The sequence below is a fragment of the Lutibacter sp. A80 genome, from assembly GCF_022429645.1.
Taxonomy (GTDB): domain Bacteria; phylum Bacteroidota; class Bacteroidia; order Flavobacteriales; family Flavobacteriaceae; genus Lutibacter.
The window spans coordinates 1,823,081-1,842,497 of sequence record NZ_CP092480.1 but is presented as its reverse complement, the minus strand read 5'-3'; the positions used below and the strand labels follow the sequence as shown (position 1 = coordinate 1,842,497).

Annotated in this window: 16 protein-coding genes; 8 read left to right on the top strand and 8 right to left on the bottom strand. The window is 30.8% G+C overall.

Features of this window, described 5'->3' with window-relative positions; all coding sequences use genetic code 11:
• The first annotated feature begins 51 nt into the window (after window positions 1-51).
• From MHL31_RS07865 to MHL31_RS07845, 5 genes are all read left to right on the top strand, one after another.
• Window positions 52-1,590, top strand: coding sequence for an arylsulfatase (locus tag MHL31_RS07865; protein ID WP_240228649.1), 1,539 nt, complete (start codon window positions 52-54; stop codon window positions 1,588-1,590).
• Window positions 1,591-1,668: 78 nt separating this feature from the next.
• Complete coding sequence (locus MHL31_RS07860) at window positions 1,669-2,709, top strand: family 43 glycosylhydrolase (protein ID WP_240228648.1); 1,041 nt, start codon at window positions 1,669-1,671, stop codon at window positions 2,707-2,709.
• A gap of 25 nt (window positions 2,710-2,734) precedes the next feature.
• Complete coding sequence (locus MHL31_RS07855) at window positions 2,735-3,766, top strand: family 43 glycosylhydrolase (protein WP_240228646.1); 1,032 nt, start codon at window positions 2,735-2,737, stop codon at window positions 3,764-3,766.
• A 36-nt stretch (window positions 3,767-3,802) separates the two neighbouring features.
• Window positions 3,803-6,106, top strand: coding sequence for a sialate O-acetylesterase (locus MHL31_RS07850; RefSeq protein ID WP_240228644.1), 2,304 nt, complete (start codon window positions 3,803-3,805; stop codon window positions 6,104-6,106).
• A gap of 126 nt (window positions 6,107-6,232) precedes the next feature.
• A complete protein-coding gene (locus tag MHL31_RS07845; protein WP_240228642.1) occupies window positions 6,233-7,684 on the top strand; it encodes an alpha/beta hydrolase fold domain-containing protein in 1,452 nt (483 codons plus the stop codon).
• A gap of 83 nt (window positions 7,685-7,767) precedes the next feature.
• Here the strand turns inward: MHL31_RS07845 and rpe are convergent, their stop codons facing one another.
• Together rpe and MHL31_RS07835 are read right to left on the bottom strand one after the other, a co-directional pair.
• Window positions 7,768-8,430, bottom strand: coding sequence for a ribulose-phosphate 3-epimerase (gene rpe, locus MHL31_RS07840; RefSeq protein ID WP_240228640.1), 663 nt, complete (start codon window positions 8,428-8,430; stop codon window positions 7,768-7,770).
• Window positions 8,431-8,540: 110 nt separating this feature from the next.
• Window positions 8,541-9,404 carry an RNA polymerase sigma factor RpoD/SigA gene (locus MHL31_RS07835; RefSeq protein WP_115877674.1) on the bottom strand — a complete coding sequence of 288 codons (864 nt, stop codon included), beginning with the start codon at window positions 9,402-9,404 and terminating at the stop codon, window positions 8,541-8,543.
• Between the two features lie 149 nt (window positions 9,405-9,553).
• On the opposite strand from MHL31_RS07835, the gene MHL31_RS07830 reads away from it, so the two are divergent.
• The 3 genes from MHL31_RS07830 to MHL31_RS07820 are packed head-to-tail and all read left to right on the top strand — an operon-like array spanning window position 9,554 to window position 11,175.
• A complete protein-coding gene (locus tag MHL31_RS07830; protein ID WP_240228638.1) occupies window positions 9,554-10,120 on the top strand; it encodes an RNA polymerase sigma factor in 567 nt (188 codons plus the stop codon).
• Complete coding sequence (locus tag MHL31_RS07825) at window positions 10,120-10,347, top strand: hypothetical protein (protein WP_240228637.1); 228 nt, start codon at window positions 10,120-10,122, stop codon at window positions 10,345-10,347. Before MHL31_RS07830 ends, MHL31_RS07825 begins: the two co-directional genes overlap by 1 nt.
• Window positions 10,348-10,350: 3 nt before the next feature.
• Window positions 10,351-11,175 (top strand): small-conductance mechanosensitive channel, encoded by an 825-nt coding sequence (locus MHL31_RS07820; RefSeq protein WP_240228636.1) that lies wholly within the window; start codon window positions 10,351-10,353, stop codon window positions 11,173-11,175.
• A gap of 496 nt (window positions 11,176-11,671) precedes the next feature.
• On the opposite strand, the gene MHL31_RS16255 is transcribed toward MHL31_RS07820, so the two are convergent.
• The 6 genes from MHL31_RS16255 to MHL31_RS07795 all read right to left on the bottom strand — a co-directional run bounded on the left by MHL31_RS16255 (window position 11,672) and on the right by MHL31_RS07795 (window position 19,350).
• Complete coding sequence (locus MHL31_RS16255) at window positions 11,672-11,794, bottom strand: hypothetical protein (RefSeq protein WP_256451655.1); 123 nt, start codon at window positions 11,792-11,794, stop codon at window positions 11,672-11,674.
• Between the two features lie 179 nt (window positions 11,795-11,973).
• Complete coding sequence (locus MHL31_RS07815; RefSeq protein ID WP_240228635.1) at window positions 11,974-14,190, bottom strand: polyribonucleotide nucleotidyltransferase; 2,217 nt, start codon at window positions 14,188-14,190, stop codon at window positions 11,974-11,976.
• 140 nt (window positions 14,191-14,330) lie between these two features.
• Window positions 14,331-14,600: a 30S ribosomal protein S15 gene (rpsO, locus tag MHL31_RS07810; protein ID WP_240228634.1), complete on the bottom strand. Its 270-nt coding sequence runs from the start codon at window positions 14,598-14,600 to the stop codon at window positions 14,331-14,333.
• Between the two features lie 128 nt (window positions 14,601-14,728).
• A complete protein-coding gene (gene accD, locus MHL31_RS07805; RefSeq protein ID WP_240228633.1) occupies window positions 14,729-15,589 on the bottom strand; it encodes an acetyl-CoA carboxylase, carboxyltransferase subunit beta in 861 nt (286 codons plus the stop codon).
• 109 nt (window positions 15,590-15,698) lie between these two features.
• Window positions 15,699-16,766, bottom strand: a complete 1,068-nt coding sequence (gene fbaA / locus MHL31_RS07800) for a class II fructose-bisphosphate aldolase (RefSeq protein ID WP_240228632.1) — start codon at window positions 16,764-16,766, stop codon at window positions 15,699-15,701.
• A gap of 112 nt (window positions 16,767-16,878) precedes the next feature.
• Window positions 16,879-19,350 carry a BamA/TamA family outer membrane protein gene (locus tag MHL31_RS07795; protein ID WP_240228631.1) on the bottom strand — a complete coding sequence of 824 codons (2,472 nt, stop codon included), beginning with the start codon at window positions 19,348-19,350 and terminating at the stop codon, window positions 16,879-16,881.
• Between the last annotated feature and the right edge of the window lie 67 nt (window positions 19,351-19,417).

The window sequence follows — 19,417 nt, the reverse complement described above, 5'->3', positions numbered from 1 at the left end:
AAAAATGAATTTAAAGGGATTGTGTATTTATTTAATTTCTAAATAATAATTATGAAAACAAAGATAAATTTTGTCGTTTTACTTTTTTTTGCACTACTACCAACCATAATGTTTGGTCAATCTAAAAAACCGAACATCATTATTATATTAGCTGATGATATGGGATTTTCTGATTTAGGTTGTATGGGATCTGAAATAGAAACACCTAATCTAGATAAAATGGCAAAGGAAGGGATGCTTTTTACTAACTTTTATAATACATCTAGATGTTGTCCATCTCGTACAAGTTTGCTTACCGGCCAATATCAATGGGATGCAGGAATGGGGTCTATGGATTATACTAAAAGTAATTTGCCTGAATATCAGGGGTACATCAATAAAAAATCGGTAACAATTGCAGAGGTTTTAAAAGAAAATGGTTACGATACTTTTATGGCGGGTAAATGGCATGTAGGTGATAAAGAACGAGATATGTGGCCAGATCGCCGTGGATTTAATCAATTTTATGGAATGCCAAAGGGAGGTGGACTTTATTTTTATCCATCTAAATTTTATGAGCGCCCTGTTTTTTGGAATGGAGATCAAGTGCACCCAGATTCTAATTGGTATTCAACGGATGCTTTTACAGATTATTCAATAGATTTTATAAAGGAAAAAAGAAAAAAGGAGAAACCATTTTTTATGTACTTGGCGTATGTTGCTCCACATTTTCCACTTCAAGCAAAAAAAGAGGATATAGAAAAATATAAGGACACTTATAAAGAGGGGTATGATGTTATTCGTAAAGCAAGATTTAAAAAGCAGCAAGAAATAGGATTATTTCCAGAAAATAGTAAGATAGCAGCACCTGTTTATCCAGATTGGGAATCTGTAAAAAATAAAGATGATGAAGCATTAAAAATGGCAGTTTATGCAGCTGTGGTAGATCGTTTAGACCAAAATATTGGGCGTTTAATGCAAAGTTTAAAAGAGGAAGGTATTGCAGATAATACGGTCGTTTTCTTTTTATCAGATAATGGTGCTGAACAAACAGGTTGGAATAAAACTCCAGAAGCCGAAATGGGCTCGAGGGATAGTAATATGGCTTATGGATTTTGGTATAATGTAAGTAATACTCCGTATCGTTTAGGAAAATCTCAAGAGCATGAAGGTGGAATTATAACCCCCTTAGTTATGCATTGGCCAGAAGGTATAAAAAACAAAGGAATAAGAATATCAGAAACAGCTCATATAAACGATTTAATGCCAACATGTCTTGAGTTAGCAGGTGCAAAATATCCTATAAAGTTTAAGGAAGTTGAACTTGATCCGTTGGATGGAAAAAGTATTTTACCGCTTTTAAAGGGAGAATTACAAGATAAAAATAGATTCTATTTTTGGGAACATATTGGAAATAAAGCGGTACGCAAAGGAAATTGGAAATTAGTGGCATTACATAAAAAGAAGTGGGAACTCTATAATCTAGAAAACGATCCTTTTGAAATTAATAATCTGATTAATAGTAAACCCAAAAAAGCAGAAGCTTTGTTGTTAGCCTATAAAAAATGGTCAAAAAAACATGGTGTACAACCTTGGCCTTTGGATAAATAGAGAAGCTTAGGTGATAAAAAAAAAGGGTTGTTGGTGCGGAGATAAATAAATTAAAAAGTGAATAATTTTTTAAGTAGCATGAATTTAATAAAATTAATTTTAGAAAGTTTTTTATTAGTATTGTTTGGTAGTCAATTTTTAATAGCACAACAAATTCAAACAGAAATTAAACCAGCGCAACAATGGTTAGATATCAACGGAAAAGGTATTAATGCTCATGGTGGCGGTGTTATTTTTCATCAAGGTGTTTATTATTGGTATGGAGAGCATAAACTGGAAGGTAAATCGGAAGCTGAATTTGCTGATGGAGGTATACATTGTTATTCTTCTACAGACTTAACAAACTGGAAAGACGAGGGGCTTGTTTTAAGTGTAGACTATAAAGATGAAAAACACGATCTTGCTTATGGATGCATTTTAGAAAGACCTAAAGTGGTTTACAATGCTAAAAATAAAGAGTTTGTAGCTTACTTTAAATTGTATTTAAAAGGTGTTGGGTATGATAGTAATTATGTTGGTGTAGCGGTTGCTAATAAACCATTAGGTCCATTTGTTTATCATCATAAATTTAGAGGAGGTGGATCCCCTAAAGGTTCTGGAGACTTCTCTATGTTTAAAGATGATGAAAAGACTCTTTATCATTTAGCAGTACGTAAACCTGATAAGGCATTTGTTATTGGGAAGTTAGATGCCGATTATTATTACCCTGACGGTGAATATCAGGTAGCTGAGGGTGTTAAGGTACATACTGAGGCGCCAGCTGTTATCAAAAGAAATGGGATATATCATATGTTAGGGTCTGGTTCAAAAGGATGGAATCCTAATCCAGCTCGTTACCATACAACAAATGATTTATTGGGAACATGGACTTATCATGGAAATCCTTGTTATGGTTTTAACGCTGTTGATAGTCTTGGTGTTGATAAAACTTTTGGTGGACAATCATCTTGCATTATTCCTATTCAAGGAATAGAAGATGCTTATATAGCTATGTTCGATATTTGGAGACCAGAAAAACCAATAACAGGTCGATATTTTTGGCTTCCTATTAAGTTTTCTAACGAGAAAATGTCAATATTTTGGCGAGATAGTTGGAAACCATCAGATTTAGGTAATTAGAATCGCGTAATAAAAAAATAAACATATGAAATTTAAAGTATTTGTAATGATTTTATTAGGTGTATGTATGATGCAAACTGTTGCTCAAAATACAAATGGCCAACAAATAGAATCAGGAAAAGTATGGCTTGATAGTAAAGGTGAAAGAATAAATGCACACGGAGGATGTGTTTTGTTTCATAACGGTATTTACTACTGGTATGGTGAACATAAAGAGGAAGGGCTTTCAGAAAAAGAGCATGCTGACGCAGGAATTCATTGTTATGCATCTAAAAATCTTGTCGATTGGCACGACCAAGGTATGGTATTGCCTTTAACCAAAAAAGATAGTTTAAGTGATTTAGCATTCGATAGTAATCAAGACCGGCCAAAGGTTGTCTACAACAAAAAGACTAAAAATTTTGTTTTGTTTTTTAAGCTTTATATAAGAGAGCAAGGTACTAAAACTGCTTTTGTAGGTGTAGCTGTTTCTCAGAGTCCATCGGGTCCATTCCAATACATTCATAAATTTCTAGGAGGTAACTCCCCTAATGGAACAGGTGATTTTGCTATGTTTCAAGATGAGAATGATGAGTTGTACCATATAACAGTTAAAAAACCAAATAAGGAATTGGTAATTGGTAAAATGCGAGAGGATTATTTACTACCCGAAGGCAAATATGAATTGTGTAAAGGAATTACCAAACATACAGAGGCCCCTGCTTTATTTAAAAAAGATGGCGTATATCATATGTTGGCATCAGGCAGCACGGGGTGGTCCCCAAACCCTGCTAGATATTTTACAAGTAAATCGTTATATGGCCCATGGGAGTATAAAGGAAATCCCTGTTTAGGGAAAAATCCTAATAATAAATTAGGTCCCGAAAAAACTTTTGGAGGGCAATCTACTTTTGTTATACCATATGAAGGAAAAGAGGATTCTTTTATAGCATTTTTCGATATTAATAAGCCAGAACATCCTTATGATAGTCTGTATATATGGTTGCCAATTGATTTTGCAAATGACAAAATGACCATTAGGTGGATTGATTCATGGGCTTTAGATTATTTTGAATAGCAATTTTAATAAATCCACCTCATAATCATCTATAAAATGACTAAAAAAGGACTGAGTATTTTAATGTTCATTTCAGATAATAACACCTTACACAAGCAATTGAAGAAATTATTTTTTAATTCATATTTAATATTGAAAACAAAATTGAACTACATTTTAATTAACTCCAAGAGTTATAAAGCCGTGAATAGAATTTGTGGTTTTGTGATTCTTTTATGGTTCATATCCATAGATGTCTATGGTCTTAATTTTAAGGCAAATAGCAATAGTGTAATGAAAGTATTCGACTATACTGCTGTTTTGAATGATGGTATTTATAATGAGGATGAAATGAATGCTACGTTTGCTACTGCTAATATCACCATCCAAAACCAGACGTTTAATGGTGTTCAAAAAGATTTAGTCATTAATGGAGTTACATTAGCTGATTCCATAACACCTGTAAGTGGTTCAGTATATAGATTGAAAAATGTTAAAAATGATTTTTTTCTTAGGGGCCTTAATACTACATCTAATAGTTCAGGGAATAATGCATACATAACATTTTATAAAAGTAGACCTACTTGGTCGACACAAAAATGGATAATCACCAAATATAGTAATCAGCTCAATAAGTATGAGATTAAAAATCAATATAGTGGGAGAGCATTAAGAGGTTTTGATCCTAATAGTGTGGAGACAGCTCAGAAGGGTTCTAGGGTTACTGTTTTTGATCCTGAAATACGCTCGGACATGATATGGGAATTCATTCCTGTTGAAGGACTGGAAAATACTTATCACATTAAGAATAATTACTCAGGTTTGTATTTAAGTGCGAACACTACTAGAGGTGACTATGCTATCCAAACTTTATACACTGATGATGAAGATATATGCTGGGAGCTTGTTCCTTGCCTTAACTCATTTGAAAGTGATTTTTTGCCAGATGTTCAGAATCTTCAATTATCTAGTATCTTTAGAGATAGTATGGTGGTACAACAAAATGACAGCATTGCTTTTTTTGGAAAGGCTGTACCTAGCCAACAAGTTATTGTAGAAACTTCCTGGGGTACAGAAACTAGTGCTATTGCAAATGGAGAAGGATATTGGAAAATGAAAATTCTTACACCAGCTGCTTCTTTTGACCCGCAAATTATACAGGTTAGTACAAACACTGATACTGTAGTATTTAAGGATGTATTAGTAGGAGAAGTCTGGTTATGCTCTGGGCAATCTAACATGCTATTCGAGTTAAAATCTGATGATAATGGGGAGTCAGAAATAATGAATGCTAATAATGTCTCATTACGCTTATTTCATATACTTCCAAATTCTTATCCAGAACCCAAAGAGAATATCGAGAATACCCAATGGTTATCTTGTTCTACTACTAGCCTAGAAAGTTTTTCTGCAGTAGCTTATTATTTTGGTAAGTCGTTAAGCGAAGCTCTCTCCGATACTCCAATTGGAATAATCAGTGCAGCGTTTGGAGGTGCCAGTGCGGAATCATTTATTAGTAAAGAAGCAATGCTATCTAAAAACTATCTAGCCGAACATTATCACAATTATATTGCTTCCGTTGAATCAAAGGTTCCAACAGCCTGTTATAATGCAATGATACATCCATTAATACCATATACTATAAAAGGAATAATATGGTACCAAGGTGAAGCAAATTGTGTGAGGGCAAGTCACTATTATGAAGCATTGGAAACAATGATAACTTCTCGTAGACTCGAGTTTGAAAGTGTTGATTTGCCTTTTTATATAGTACAGTTACCACCTTTCAACTACAATATGAAGCAGCAAGAATTTGATGATAAGTTCAGTGCGGCCACGGTTAGAGAGGCACAATTAAAAATTTCAGAAAATGTTGAAAGTACGGGAATTGTAGTTACTTCTGACGTGGGAAATGTTAATGATATTCATCCTAGTAATAAAAGACCTATAGGAGAAAGACTTGCTAAATTGGCTCTTTATAAAAGTTACGGGCAAAAAGATAAGGTGTTTTCCGGACCTAGGTATAAAAGTCATACTATAAAGGGGGATGTTATCCGGTTAAAATTTGATTTTGTTGACAATGGAATAAAAGATGTAGGTGAAGAAGAGCTAAAATGGTTTGCCATTGCAGGCAGTGATAAAAAATTCTATAAAGGACATGCAATTATTGATGGTAGAGATATTTTGGTAAGTTCTTCATATGTGAAGAACCCTATATCAGTAAGATTTGCTTGGTATAATACAGCTGTACCTAACTTTTTTAATGTTGAAGGATTACCCGCATCTCCATTTAAATTAGACAACTGGAATATAATAACATATGATACTGGGATTAATACATGGAGTTTACTTCCTAATTAAAAATGTAAATTTAACCTAACCGTTGCTAAATTAAGTCTAGGGAAGCTAGAAAATGAAAGAAATGATTTATTTGTCGCTATTAATGATGAAATCAAGAAAACACCAAATGTAATGCAAAAATTAGTCATGAAAACAGCTTTATTGTCACTATTTGTAGTATTATGTAACTGCAAACAACCTAAAAAGGACCAAATCAAAAAAACGTATACTGTCCTAGGATTAGGAGATTCCATTACGGAAGGGAAGGGTGAAAAACAAAGTTACCTTTTTCCTCTTTGGGAGAAACTTTTTTCGGCAGGTTATAGGACTGAGTTTATAGGCCCTAATGTGCACAAGTGTCGAATAGGAAGCATTATGAATGCCGGATATAGTGGGAGAAATGTAGAATACTTGAATGCACATATTGATAGTCTATATAGAAAGTATCCTGCTGATATTGTTTTATTACATGCTGGGCATAATCACTTTGCAGAAGAGCATCCTATTTCTGGTATAATTGCCATGCATAAATCAATCATTGCAAAAATTACAGCCATTAACCCTGAAGTGAAAATTTTGATATCACAAGTTATTCAAAGTGGTAAGTTGCCTAAATATTCCTATATACCAGAACTAAATGAGAAAATAGCACAGATGGTAGAACAGCTTTCTAATGAAGGTTATCCACTAACCTTGGTTAATCAGGCAGAAGGATTTAATTGGAAAGAAGACTGCCTACCCGATAAAGTACATCCAAACATAAAGGGGGCAAAAAAAATGGCCAATAAGTGGTTCGATGCACTTGCAACTGTTTTAGAAAAACCTTTACAATCATTCAATCCAGAAGAAGTGGTTTATAAGAAAATAGATTCAATTGAATTAAAACTCCATATTTTTAACTCATTTCCATTAGATACAGAAAAGAAGAAGGCATGTATTGTTTATTTCTTTGGTGGTGCATGGAAAGTGGGATCACCTCTTCAGTTCTATAGAGAATGCGCTTACTTTGCATCAAAAGGGATGGTTGCCATTAGTGTAGATTATAGAATAAAACAGGTGCATGGTACAAGCGCTTTTGAAAGTGTTAGTGATGCTAAATCTGCTATTCGATGGATAAGGGAAAATGCAGGTGAATACAATATTGATACCAGTAGGATTGTTGCAGCTGGTGCCTCTGCTGGGGGGCATTTAGCAGCAGCAACGGGAACTCTTAGTCAGTTTGATGAAATGGGTGAAGATCTTTCTGTTAGTTCAAAACCCAACCTTTTATTACTTTATTATCCTGTTGTTGATAACGGACCTGGTGGTTATGGATCTAAAGAGATGAAGCAGAGGTGTGAAGAAATTTCACCTATTTATAATATTGACTCGGAAACTCCACCAACTTTAATGATAGTAGGTACTAAGGACCCTTTGCTTTCTGTTAAGCAAGCTGAGTTATATCAAGAAAAGATGACAAATGCAGGAAGTTTTTGTGAGTTGAAATTATATAAGAACGCTAGCCATCCAATATTTTATTATCGCAAAGGAGTATCAGATTATTACTACAAGATTTTAAAGGATTCTGAGTTATTTTTAAAAAAATATTCATTTTTATAATCTAAAATTAGATTATAAAAGTTTTAAAATATATATAAACAATACTGTTTATTCTTTTAGAATTATATATGATAGGAAACTAATTAATTTGGTGAAATTAAATCTTTTAGATTTGTAATAGTTTTTGAAGGATCTTCGCTTTTAAATACAAAGCTTCCTGCAACAAATGCATCTGCACCAACTTCAGATAATTGTTCAATATTTTGGTCAGTTACACCTCCATCTACCTCTATTAGTGCATCAGAATTACTAAATTCTATTAAAGCTTTTAGTTGTTGTACTTTTTTATAAGTATTTTCAATAAAAGTTTGCCCACCAAAACCAGGGTTTACACTCATTATTAATACTAAATCTAGATCTTGAATAATATCTTCTAAAACTGCTATTGGCGTATGTGGATTTAACGAAACTCCAGCTTTCATTCCTTCAGCTTTTATTGCTTGTACAGTTCTATGTAAATGAGGACATGCTTCGTAATGAACGGTTAAAATATCTGCACCTACTTTTTTAAAATCGGAAATATATTTATCTGGATTTACAATCATTAAGTGTACATCCATTGTTTTTTTAGCATGTTTTTTAATTGCACTAATTACAGGCATGCCAAAAGAAATGTTTGGAACAAAAACGCCATCCATAACATCTATATGAAACCAATCGGCTTTACTGTTATTAACCATTTCAATATCGCGTTGTAAGTTTGCAAAATCGGAAGCAAGCATTGAAGGTGCAATGTATTTTTTCATTTTTTTGAAGTTTTTGTTATAGTTGTGCAAATATATAAAAAGGCTGTTTGTTATTTTACTAACAAACAGCCTTTTTTAAATTGTAATAATAATTACTAAATTGTTAGTAATTATCCTAAATATGTTTTTAAAATTTTACTTCTAGAAGTGTGTTTTAAACGTCTAATTGCTTTTTCTTTAATTTGACGAACACGTTCACGAGTTAAATCAAAAGTTTCACCAATTTCTTCAAGTGTCATTGGGTGAGCATCACCTAAACCAAAGTATAATTGAACAACATCAGCTTCTCTAGGAGTTAATGTTTCTAAAGCGCGTTCAATTTCAACTTTTAAAGATTCGTGTAAAAGTGATTTGTCTGGATTTGGAGATTCACCTGTATTTAATACATCGTATAAATTAGAATCTTCACCTTCAATTAAAGGCGCATCCATAGATACGTGACGACCAGAATTTTTCATAGACTCTTTTACATCGTTCACAGTCATGTCTAATTTTTTTGCAATTTCTTCAGCAGAAGGAGGTCTTTCGTTCTCTTGCTCAAGAAAAGCATACATTTTATTGATTTTATTGATAGAACCAATTTTATTTAAAGGTAAACGCACAATACGAGATTGTTCTGCCAATGCTTGTAAAATAGATTGACGAATCCACCAAACAGCGTATGAAATAAATTTGAAACCACGAGTTTCATCAAAACGTTTAGCTGCTTTTATTAATCCTAAATTACCTTCATTAATTAGATCAGGTAAAGTTAATCCTTGATTTTGATATTGTTTTGCTACAGATACAACAAAACGTAAATTTGCTTTTGTTAATCTTTCTAAAGCTACTTGATCTCCTGCTTTAATTCGTTGAGCTAATTCTACCTCCATTTCGGCAGTAATTAAATCAACTTTTCCTATTTCTTGTAAGTATTTATCTAAAGAAGCGGTTTCTCTGTTAGTAACCTGTTTTGTTATTTTAAGTTGTCTCATTTAAAAACTAAAATTTTTGTGTTTATACTTAGCGTACATAATATATACGTTGTATTTTTGAAAATGTTACAAAATAAAACAGAATTAATCTTTTTTTGTGACTTTTTAACATTTAGAGTGTCATAAAACAGTAACCCAATAATAAATTTTTGAAATCAATAGGTGACATAACGTTATTAACAGATAACGAATTGGTACAAGAAATAGTAAAAACAAATGATTCTCATCTGTTTGCTATTTTGTATGATAGGCATGTGGCTATGGTTTATAATAAGTGCTATGGATTTGCTTCTTCAAAAGAAGAGGCGCAAGATTTAACACATGATGTTTTTATTAAACTTTTTGTTAAATTGAGGACTTTTAAAGGAACAGCTAAGTTTTCTACTTGGTTGTATTCATTTACATATAATTTTTGTGTAAATTATGTTACACGTAATAATTATAAAAAAAATGAAAAGAATTTTGAAGGAGAAATACCCGATTCTGATGAAGATGATTCTAGTGATGCGTCTATTTTTAGTATGAAATCGGAGATGTTAAAAAAAGCACTAGAGTTAATAGAGCCAGGCGAGAAGATGATTTTATTAATGAAGTATCAAGATGATTTTTCTATAAAAGAAATTTCAGAATCGTTAGAAATAGGAGAGAGTGCTGTTAAGATGCGTTTAAAAAGAGCAAAAGAGAAATTAATTAATGTATATAAAAATCTTAATTGATGGAAAATCCATTTAAGAAAATACTACATAACGAAGAGGTGCCAAAGGCATTGAGAAAAAAAGTTATTAATGATATTTCATTAATTAAACTCTCTATCGATATGGCCGACCTGTTTGTAGTTAAATATCCTAGCACAGTAGGAGAGTTTTTAGATACAGAAAAAAATCCAATTAAAAATATTGATAAAGAAAATTTAAATAAAAACAATTCTAACCCTAAACAATAAGTAATGAAAACAATTATTCAACTACAAGAAGCTGATTTTACATTTGCCCAAGATATATGGAGTCAGATATCAAATATAATTCCAAAGATTTTAATGGTTATTGGATTTGTAATTTTAGCTTGGATTATTTTAAAAGTTGTAAATTATATTTTAAAAAAAATATTAAAGTTATCTAAAATAGATTCTTTAACCACTAAATTAAATGAAGCGGAATTATTTGGTAAAAATGATTACGATATTGTTCCTTCTAAAATAGTATTAAAGTTTGTTAAGTATTTAATAATTCTAATTTTTATAATTATCGCTTCGGAAAGTCTTGGTTTAACTATGGTTTCTGAAGGTATTGCTAGCTTTATTGGGTATTTACCAGTTCTTATAAGTGCATTGTTAATTTTTGTTATTGGGGTTTATTTAGCCTCAATTATAAAAAAAGCAGTACAAGATACCTTTAAATCTTTAGAAGTTAAAGGTTCTAATTTAGTAGGTAATATTGTTTTTTATGCAATTGTTGTGGTTGTTTCTATAACAGCATTAAATCAGGCAGGAATTGATACAGAAATTATTACAAGTAATTTAACATTGATATTAGGATCTGTATTGTTATCGTTTACAATTGCTTTTGGTCTAGGTGCTAGAGATATTATTACGCGTCTATTGTTTGGATTTTATTCTCGTAAGAATTTTGAAGCTGGGCAACGTATTAAAACTAAAGAAATTGAAGGAGTGATTCAACAAATTGATAATATATGTATTACAATAAAAACTGCAGAGGGAGTAGTTGTTTTACCTATTAAGAAATTTGTTGATCAGGAAGTAGAAATTATATAAAAAATTTTAGTAACTATTTCTGTAAAGTATGGGAATTTGTATTGAAAAAGAAATTAAATATATTAAATTCTTTTAGAATTTAATAGCAGAAATTTTTACTAAAAATATAATAGAGATGTTTGGGTTAGTCATTCTCTATTATAAAATTGGGTAGAAATCCAATCATCAATTAAAAATTGATGATTGGTATCTCAATCTAGAAATTGATACTTAGAATTATTTATGGGTTAGTAAATTCTAAGTATTCAATAATTATAGAAAAGCTATGTTAAGTACTTTTCTATAAAAAAAGAAGAAGCCAATTTACAATTTAATTTTATTTAATTGTAGGCTTCTTTCTTTTTTTATAAAAATTATTCTTTAAAATTAAAAGGGAAACACTTTTAAAATGCTTCCCTTACTTAAAAAAAACTAATTCAAATAATTATTTTCTAAGAGTAATTGCAGGTTGTTCTTTTGCAACAATAATATAATCTAAATAGCGGTTAAATGAGCTTTAAAGTATTTTTCCTTGCGGATCTAATAAAACAAATCTAGGTATCATTGTTATATTAAAACCATCATTTATTTTTACTGGATCTACCATAATTGTATACCTTCTAAGTTGTTTTTTTAACATATTCCACCCAGTATTGGTATTTATAAATTAAATCAATGTAAAACACCTTTAAAGGTTGTTTAGGAAGTGGTTTAAGAAATGTAATTACTATAAAGTGGTATAGTAGAAAATGATTTTATAAAAAAAGCCTACAACTAAATTTCTTTAATTGTAGGCTTTTATAATTTTATATACTAAAATTAGTCTCTAGATCTTGGTTTTCTATCATCTCTGCGGTTATCTCTACCACGATTGTCTCTACCACGATTATTATCTCTTGGAGGTCTTTCAACAAAACCTTCAGGTTTAGGTAATAATGCTTTTCTAGATACTTTTTCTTTACGAGTTTTTGGATCTTTACCAAAGTATTTTACATCAAAAACGTCACCCATATTTACTACATCAGTAACATTATTAGTGCGTTCCCAAGCAAGTTCAGAAATATGAAGTAATACTTCGTTTCCAGGAGCTTCTGTATATTCTACAACAGCACCAAAGTCTAACATTTTAATTACTTTAACTTCGTAAACACTTCCAACTTCAGGTTTAAATAATAAAGAGTCTATTTTAGCTAAAACACTATCAATTCCATTTTGATCTGTTCCTAATATTTCAACAATACCTTCTTCGGTAACTGGATCTTCGTTAATAACAATAGTACATCCAGTTTCTTTTTGCATTTCTTGAATTACTTTTCCTCCTGGACCAATTAAAGCTCCAATAAATTCATTAGGAATTACTCTTGAAACCATTTTAGGAGAATGTGGTTTTACACTTTCATTTGGTTGTGCAATTGTATCTGTAATTTTACCTAAAATATGTAAACGACCCTCACGAGCTTGTTTTAGTGCTTTTACTAAAATTTCGTAAGATAATCCTTTAATTTTAATATCCATTTGGCAAGCTGTAATACCATCTTCAGTACCAGTAACTTTAAAGTCCATATCACCTAAATGATCTTCATCACCTAAAATATCACTTAATACAGCATATTTATCACCATCAGAAATTAATCCCATTGCAATTCCTGAAACAGGTTTTTTCATTTTAACACCAGCATCCATTAATGCCATTGTACCAGCACAAACTGTTGCCATTGATGAAGAACCGTTAGATTCTAATATTTCTGAAACAACTCTTACAGTATAAGGGCAATCTTCAGGAATCATTCCTTTTAAAGCGCGTTGTGCTAAGTTACCGTGTCCTACTTCTCTACGTGAAGTACCTCTTAAAGGTCTTGCTTCACCTGTTGAGAAAGGAGGGAAGTTATAGTGTAAATAAAAACGTTCTTCACCTTCGTATGTTGGTGAGTCTAATACATTTGCATCTCTAGAAGTACCTAAAGTAACTGTTGCTAATGCTTGAGTTTCACCACGAGTAAAAATTGAAGAACCGTGTGCTGATGGTAAGTAATCTATTTCACACCAGATAGGGCGAATTTCTGTAGTTTTTCTTCCGTCTAAACGCAAACCTTCTTCAAGGGTTAAGTTTCTAATAGCGCTTTTTTCGGCTTTACTATAATATTTAGAAATTAAGTCTCCTTTTTCAGCTAATTCTTCTTCTGAAAATGTAGCTTTAAAAGCTTCTTTTATTTCTGCAAATGCAGCACTACGTTCGTGTTTAGAACTTCCTGCTTTTGCTATATCATATACTTTTTGATATGAAAAATCATGTGCAATTTTTTCTAACTCTTCGTCAGTTACTGCTTCTTCATATGTACGTGTTTCTTTTTTTCCAAATGATTCTGCTAATGCAGTTTGTGCAGCACATTGAATTTTAATTGCTTCATGCGCAAACTTAATAGCATCTGCCATTTCTTCTTCGCTACATTCATCCATTTCTCCTTCAACCATCATTACAGAATCTTCAGAAGCACCAACCATCATATCTATATCAGCTTCATCTAATTGAATTCTACTTGGGTTGATTACAAATTCTCCGTTAATTCTAGCTACTCTTACTTCAGAAATTGGAGTTTCAAAAGGAATATCACTTAATTGAATTGCCGCCGATGCTGCTAAACCAGCTAATGCATCTGGCATTACAGTATCATCATGAGACATTAATTGAATCATTACTTGTGTTTCTGCGTGATAATCTTTAGGGAATAATGGGCGTAGTACACGGTCAACTAAACGCATTGTTAATATTTCGCTATCACTTGGTCTAGCTTCTCTTTTAAAGAACCCTCCAGGGTATTTACCTGCAGCAGCATATTTTTCTCTATAATCTACTGTTAATGGTAAAAAATCTACAGAGCTTGCGTCGTAATTAGATACAACTGTACCTAATAACATGGTGTTTCCCATTTTAACAACAACAGAACCATGGGCTTGTTTTGCTAATTTTCCGGTTTCGATTGTGATGGTTCTTCCATCTCCTAAATCAATAGTTTGTGTATGTACCTTCGGTATCATAAATAATTTTTTAAATTTTAATTAAACAATTGGTAGTTGTTGTGTTGTGTTTCCCAATGAAAAGTTTAATTTATGCTTTCTTTAAATAAGAATAATTTAAAAAAAAAGAGGCAATAATTTTGCCTCTTTTTTTGTTGAAATTATTTTCTTATTCCTAATTCTTGAATTATCTTACGATATCTAATGATATCAGTTTTAATTAGATAATCAAGTAAATTTCTTCTTTTACCTACTAATTTTACTAATGAACGCTCAGTGTTATAATCTTTACGATTTTTCTTTAAGTGTTCTGTTAAATGGTTAATTCTATAAGTAAATAAGGCAATTTGACCTTCTGAAGAACCAGTGTTTGTTGCTGATTCGTTGTGTTTAGCGAAAATTTCCGCTTTTTTTTCTTTTGTTAAGTACATGCTAACATTAATTTTATTAATAATTTTTATGTATTAATACTGCACTATGCAGCTAATAGTCGGCAAAGATACTATTATTATTTTGAATATTAATTATTTGAGTGAATATTAGTTAACTTTTAATTCAATTAGTTTCTAATAGGTAAATTTTCAACTAAATCAATATAAAGGTTTACTTGTTTTTTTAAATTTTTACGTTCAATAATTTTATCTAAAAAACCGTGTTCTAGTACAAATTCTGCTTTTTGAAATCCTGGAGGTAAATCTTTTCCAGTAGTATCTTTTACTACTCTAGGTCCAGCAAAAGCAACTAAAGCATTAGGTTCAGCAAAGTTTACATCTCCTAACATTGCATAAGAAGCAGTAGTTCCACCAGTTGTTGGGTCTGTACATAAAGATATGTATGGTATTTTTGCTTCTGCTAATTGTGCTAATTTTGCAGAGGTTTTTATTAATTGCATTAACGAGTAGGATGCTTCCATCATTCTTGCTCCTCCAGATTTAGAAATCATTAAAAAAGGAACTTTATTTTTGATTGAATAGTCGATAGCTCGTGATATCTTTTCTCCAACAACACTTCCCATTGAACCCCCTATAAAAGCAAAATCCATTGCAGCTACTACTAAATCTTTTCCTAGAGATTTTCCAACTGCAGTTCTAACAGCGTCTTTAAGTTTTGTTTTTTCGTAAGCTTGTTTCAAGCGTTCTGTATATTTTTTAGTATCAGTAAATTTTAATGGATCTTTCGAAACCATGTTTTTATCAAATTCTTTGAATTTATTATCATCAAAAAGAATTTCAAAATATTCTTCACTTCCAATTCTTACGTGATAGCCATCTTCTGGGCTTACATAATAATTTTCTTTTAATTCATCTGTATCAACAACTTTCCCGCTAGGCGTTTTGTACCATAATCCTTTAGGCACATCTTTTTTATCTTCTGTTGCTGTTTGAATCCCCTTATCTTTTCTTTTAAACCAAGATGACATATTGTATATTGTTTTATGTTGAGAAATAGTGTTGCAAATTACTAAAAAAAAATAAAGAGAACATATAAAAATATGTTCTCTTTAAATATTTATGGCGTTAACCTATATTTTATAAGGTATCAACACAGTTTAAATCTTTAAAAGCTTGGATTAAGCGTGCTTTAAAAGTTTCTTCACCTTTACGTAACCAACCACGTGGATCGTAGTATTTTTTGTTTGGTTGATCTGCTCCTTCAGGATTTCCTATTTGTGTTCTTAAATAGTCAATTTTATCATTCATATAATCTCTAATTCCTTCAGTAAAAGCAAATTGAAGGTCAGTGTCAATGTTCATTTTAATAACACCATAACCAATTGCTTCTCTAATTTCTTCTAATGAAGAACCAGAACCTCCGTGGAATACAAAATCTACAGGGTTTGGTTGTGTTCCATTTTTCTCTTCAATATATTTTTGTGAATTATCTAAGATTTTTGGAGTTAATTTAACGTTTCCTGGTTTATAAACACCGTGAACATTTCCAAAAGATGCAGCAATTGTAAAGTTATCGCTTACTTTTTTAAGTTCATCGTATGCATAAGCAACTTCTTCAGGTTGTGTGTATAATTTTGATGCATCTACATCTGAATTATCTACACCATCTTCTTCTCCTCCTGTAATACCTAATTCAATTTCTAAAGTCATTCCCATTTTAGCCATACGTGCTAAGTAGGTTTTACAAATATCAATATTTTCTTCTAAAGGTTCTTCAGATAAATCAATCATATGAGAACTAAATAAAGGTTTTCCAGTTTCTTTAAAAAATTGTTCACCTGCATCTAATAATCCATCTATCCAAGGTAATAATTTTTTAGCACAGTGGTCTGTATGTAAAATTACAGGTACTCCATAAGCTTCTGCTAAAGTGTGTATGTGTTTTGCTCCTGCAACACCACCAGCAATAGCTGCTTTTTGATTTTCATTAGACAATCCTTTACCTGCGTTAAATTGTGCACCACCATTTGAAAATTGAATAATTACTGGTGAATTTAATTCTTTTGCAGTTTCTAAAACACTGTTAATTGTGTTAGAACCTGTAACATTTACAGCTGGTAAAGCGAAATTTTTCGATTTTGCTAATTTAAAAATCTCTTGCACTTCACTTCCTGTTGCAACTCCGGGTTTAATTGTATGACTCATAATAATATAGTTATATTAATTGTGTTAAATTTGATTGTAACAAAATTAAGGATTTCTACCTATTAAATAGGCTTAGAATTGAAAAAAAACGAAAACGAAATAGTTTTTTTTGTTAAAAAGGGTAGCTAATTCCAAAATTATAGACATTGTTTTTGAAATTATAATTTTTAAACCATTTATTGTCCGTTGTGTTGTATGGTTCGTAAGTTTTAAAACCTAAATCTAAGCGTAATAAAATAAAGCTTAAATCGTATCGAATTCCAAATCCAGAGCCTATTGCAATATCTTTTAGTGAATTAAAATCGGAGAATTTAGCGTCTGATTCTGTTAAATCAGAATCGGTAATGTCCCAAATGTTTCCTGCATCAATAAATAAAGCACCTTTAATGCTATTTATTATTTTAAATCTATATTCTAAACTGCTAATAAATTTTAAGTTTCCGATATTGTATTCTAAACCAGTTTTTGTGGATCCAGGACCTAAATCGTAAATTTTCCAAGCTCTTAAATCGTTTGGGCCTCCAATAAAATAGCTTCTGCTAAATGGTATAGAGTTAGAATTGTTGTAAGGTACAGCAATACCCAAAAAACTTCTAAATGCAAGTACATTTTCCGAGTAAAAATTCCAGAATTTTTTATATTCTAAATCTATTTTAGCATATTGGGCAATTGGTGTGTTAAATAATGTTTTTACGTTATTTTCATCTTTTTGATTTGAAATATTGGTAAATAAACTACCAGATGAAGCTAAGCGAACTTTAAAAAATGAGAAATCAGTATCTTTATAATCTTCACTATTATTGTATGTGAATGTGTATGCTATGGATGGTATTACAACGTCTTCAGTAATTATATTATACCGGGCTTCAATGTTTTTGGCCGTTTTATATTGAGTTTCATAAGTTGTTTCAAATGTTTCATCAATATAATTTTCGATAAAAGATATTGCTGAATTTTCGGTTAACTCAACATCAGGAAAATAGTTTTCTTGTATTTCTACTAAATCATCATATTCGGAAGTGTAAATATCAAAATAAGATTCAATATTTAAGTTTTTTATAAATTGTGCATTAAGCAATTCAAAACTATGTGTTTTAGTTGTTCTAGATTTCCAAGTGTAATCAATTATACCAGTAAATTTTTGTTTATCTAATCCAATGTTTTTTTGCAGACTTGTACCTAAAGTAAAGATTGTTTGTGGCTCCATACTTTTTGGGATAATTTTTTTGAAATTATATGGGAATAAAAATCGAGGTAATTCTAGATTTATATCGGCACCAACTTCCCAAGCATTTAGTAAATTATCGTTATCAGCAGCATCTTTAGAGTCTAAAAAAGAGCCTTGTACAGAAAATCTTAATATTTCAGCACCTTTAAAAACATTTAAATTAGAGAATGAAATTTTTTCTGAAATACCAAACCGCCTTACGTTCGAACGCGTAAGTTCTGTACTTGTACCTATAGAGTATTTTTTTAAAGGAGATAAATAAATGGAAGCTTCTAAATAATCATCTTCTAGTTCTGTATATTTTATATTTATAGTTTTAAAATTATTTAAACGTCTTAAATTTTTACGTGTTAACTCTCTAGTTTTATCTTTATAAATTGTATTTGGTTCTATAAAAATGCTTTCTAAAAGTAATTTTGGATTGTATTTAAGTTTTTTTTGTGATAAAAATAAATAGCCATTATAATTTAAGCTGTCTTTAATAGGTTCGTCTTTTGTGTTGTATGAATAGTCTGTATAAATATTTATATTTTTAATTTTTTGAACTATAAAAGGCACATTTGCAATACTATCATTAATTATTAAGTCAATATTAGATTTGTAATTGGCAGTATCTGCCTCTATTAATATTGCGTTTTTATTAAAGCGATAAATTCCTGAATTTCTAAAGAGTTCATTAATTCTGTTTTGTTCTTTAAAAAAGAGGGTGTATTTAAATTGTTTTCCGTTTTCTAAAAAAGATTTACCCTTGTTTGCTGTGTAAATAGAGTCTAAAACTTTAGAAGCTATATTTGTAGTTATGGTGTCTAATGTGAATGGCTTACCCGTGCTTATATTGTAATTTATAGCAACTTTATTGCGTTTGCTTTTTATTTCTTCAAAATTAACTTTTGCATTAAAATAACCTTCATTATAATAATGTAACATTAGGTTGTTAGTGGTTTGAGTTGCTTTTTTTTTGTCAAAAATTATTGGAGCTTCTCCATTGTTTAAAAACCATTGATGTGAACCTTTTTTAAAATTATGTAAACCTATTGTTTGTTTTTCAGAAAATATAGCTGTTATAAATTTTGAAGTATTTGGATGTTCTATTTTCCATTGTTCATAATCGGTTTGAAAATTTTTATTTCCAATATTGTAAAAATGAAGTGGAAAGGGCATTCCTAAAACCAATTGATTGGGGCGTTGTACAATATAATCTGTTATTTCTGTGTCAACATTTTTTTTAGTATTTACATAAACCGAATTTTTTGTAAGCAAGTATTCATCATCCGAAACATACTTTAAAGTGTTGCACGATGAAAAACTTAAAGTTACGCTTATTAAAATTAGTATTATTATAAAATTGTTTTTCAAAAATAAGAGTTTAAATTTGTTCAAATGTAAAACTTTTCGAAGTATTACCCAATTAGTATTTTATATA

What these genes read in the sequence shown, in the direction of transcription:
- MHL31_RS07835 (WP_115877674.1), bottom strand. Translation starts at nt 9,404, where the DNA reads ATGAGACAACTTAAAATAACAAAACAGGTTACTAACAGAGAAACCGCT.
- rpe (WP_240228640.1), bottom strand. Translation starts at nt 8,430, where the DNA reads ATGAAAAAATACATTGCACCTTCAATGCTTGCTTCCGATTTTGCAAAC.
- MHL31_RS07845 (WP_240228642.1), top strand. Translation starts at nt 6,233, where the DNA reads ATGAAAACAGCTTTATTGTCACTATTTGTAGTATTATGTAACTGCAAA.
- fbaA (WP_240228632.1), bottom strand. Translation starts at nt 16,766, where the DNA reads ATGAGTCATACAATTAAACCCGGAGTTGCAACAGGAAGTGAAGTGCAA.
- MHL31_RS07855 (WP_240228646.1), top strand. Translation starts at nt 2,735, where the DNA reads ATGAAATTTAAAGTATTTGTAATGATTTTATTAGGTGTATGTATGATG.
- MHL31_RS07820 (WP_240228636.1), top strand. Translation starts at nt 10,351, where the DNA reads ATGAAAACAATTATTCAACTACAAGAAGCTGATTTTACATTTGCCCAA.
- rpsO (WP_240228634.1), bottom strand. Translation starts at nt 14,600, where the DNA reads ATGTACTTAACAAAAGAAAAAAAAGCGGAAATTTTCGCTAAACACAAC.
- MHL31_RS07860 (WP_240228648.1), top strand. Translation starts at nt 1,669, where the DNA reads ATGAATTTAATAAAATTAATTTTAGAAAGTTTTTTATTAGTATTGTTT.
- MHL31_RS07815 (WP_240228635.1), bottom strand. Translation starts at nt 14,190, where the DNA reads ATGATACCGAAGGTACATACACAAACTATTGATTTAGGAGATGGAAGA.
- MHL31_RS16255 (WP_256451655.1), bottom strand. Translation starts at nt 11,794, where the DNA reads ATGTTAAAAAAACAACTTAGAAGGTATACAATTATGGTAGATCCAGTA.
- accD (WP_240228633.1), bottom strand. Translation starts at nt 15,589, where the DNA reads ATGTCATCTTGGTTTAAAAGAAAAGATAAGGGGATTCAAACAGCAACA.
- MHL31_RS07865 (WP_240228649.1), top strand. Translation starts at nt 52, where the DNA reads ATGAAAACAAAGATAAATTTTGTCGTTTTACTTTTTTTTGCACTACTA.
- MHL31_RS07850 (WP_240228644.1), top strand. Translation starts at nt 3,803, where the DNA reads ATGACTAAAAAAGGACTGAGTATTTTAATGTTCATTTCAGATAATAAC.
- MHL31_RS07825 (WP_240228637.1), top strand. Translation starts at nt 10,120, where the DNA reads ATGGAAAATCCATTTAAGAAAATACTACATAACGAAGAGGTGCCAAAG.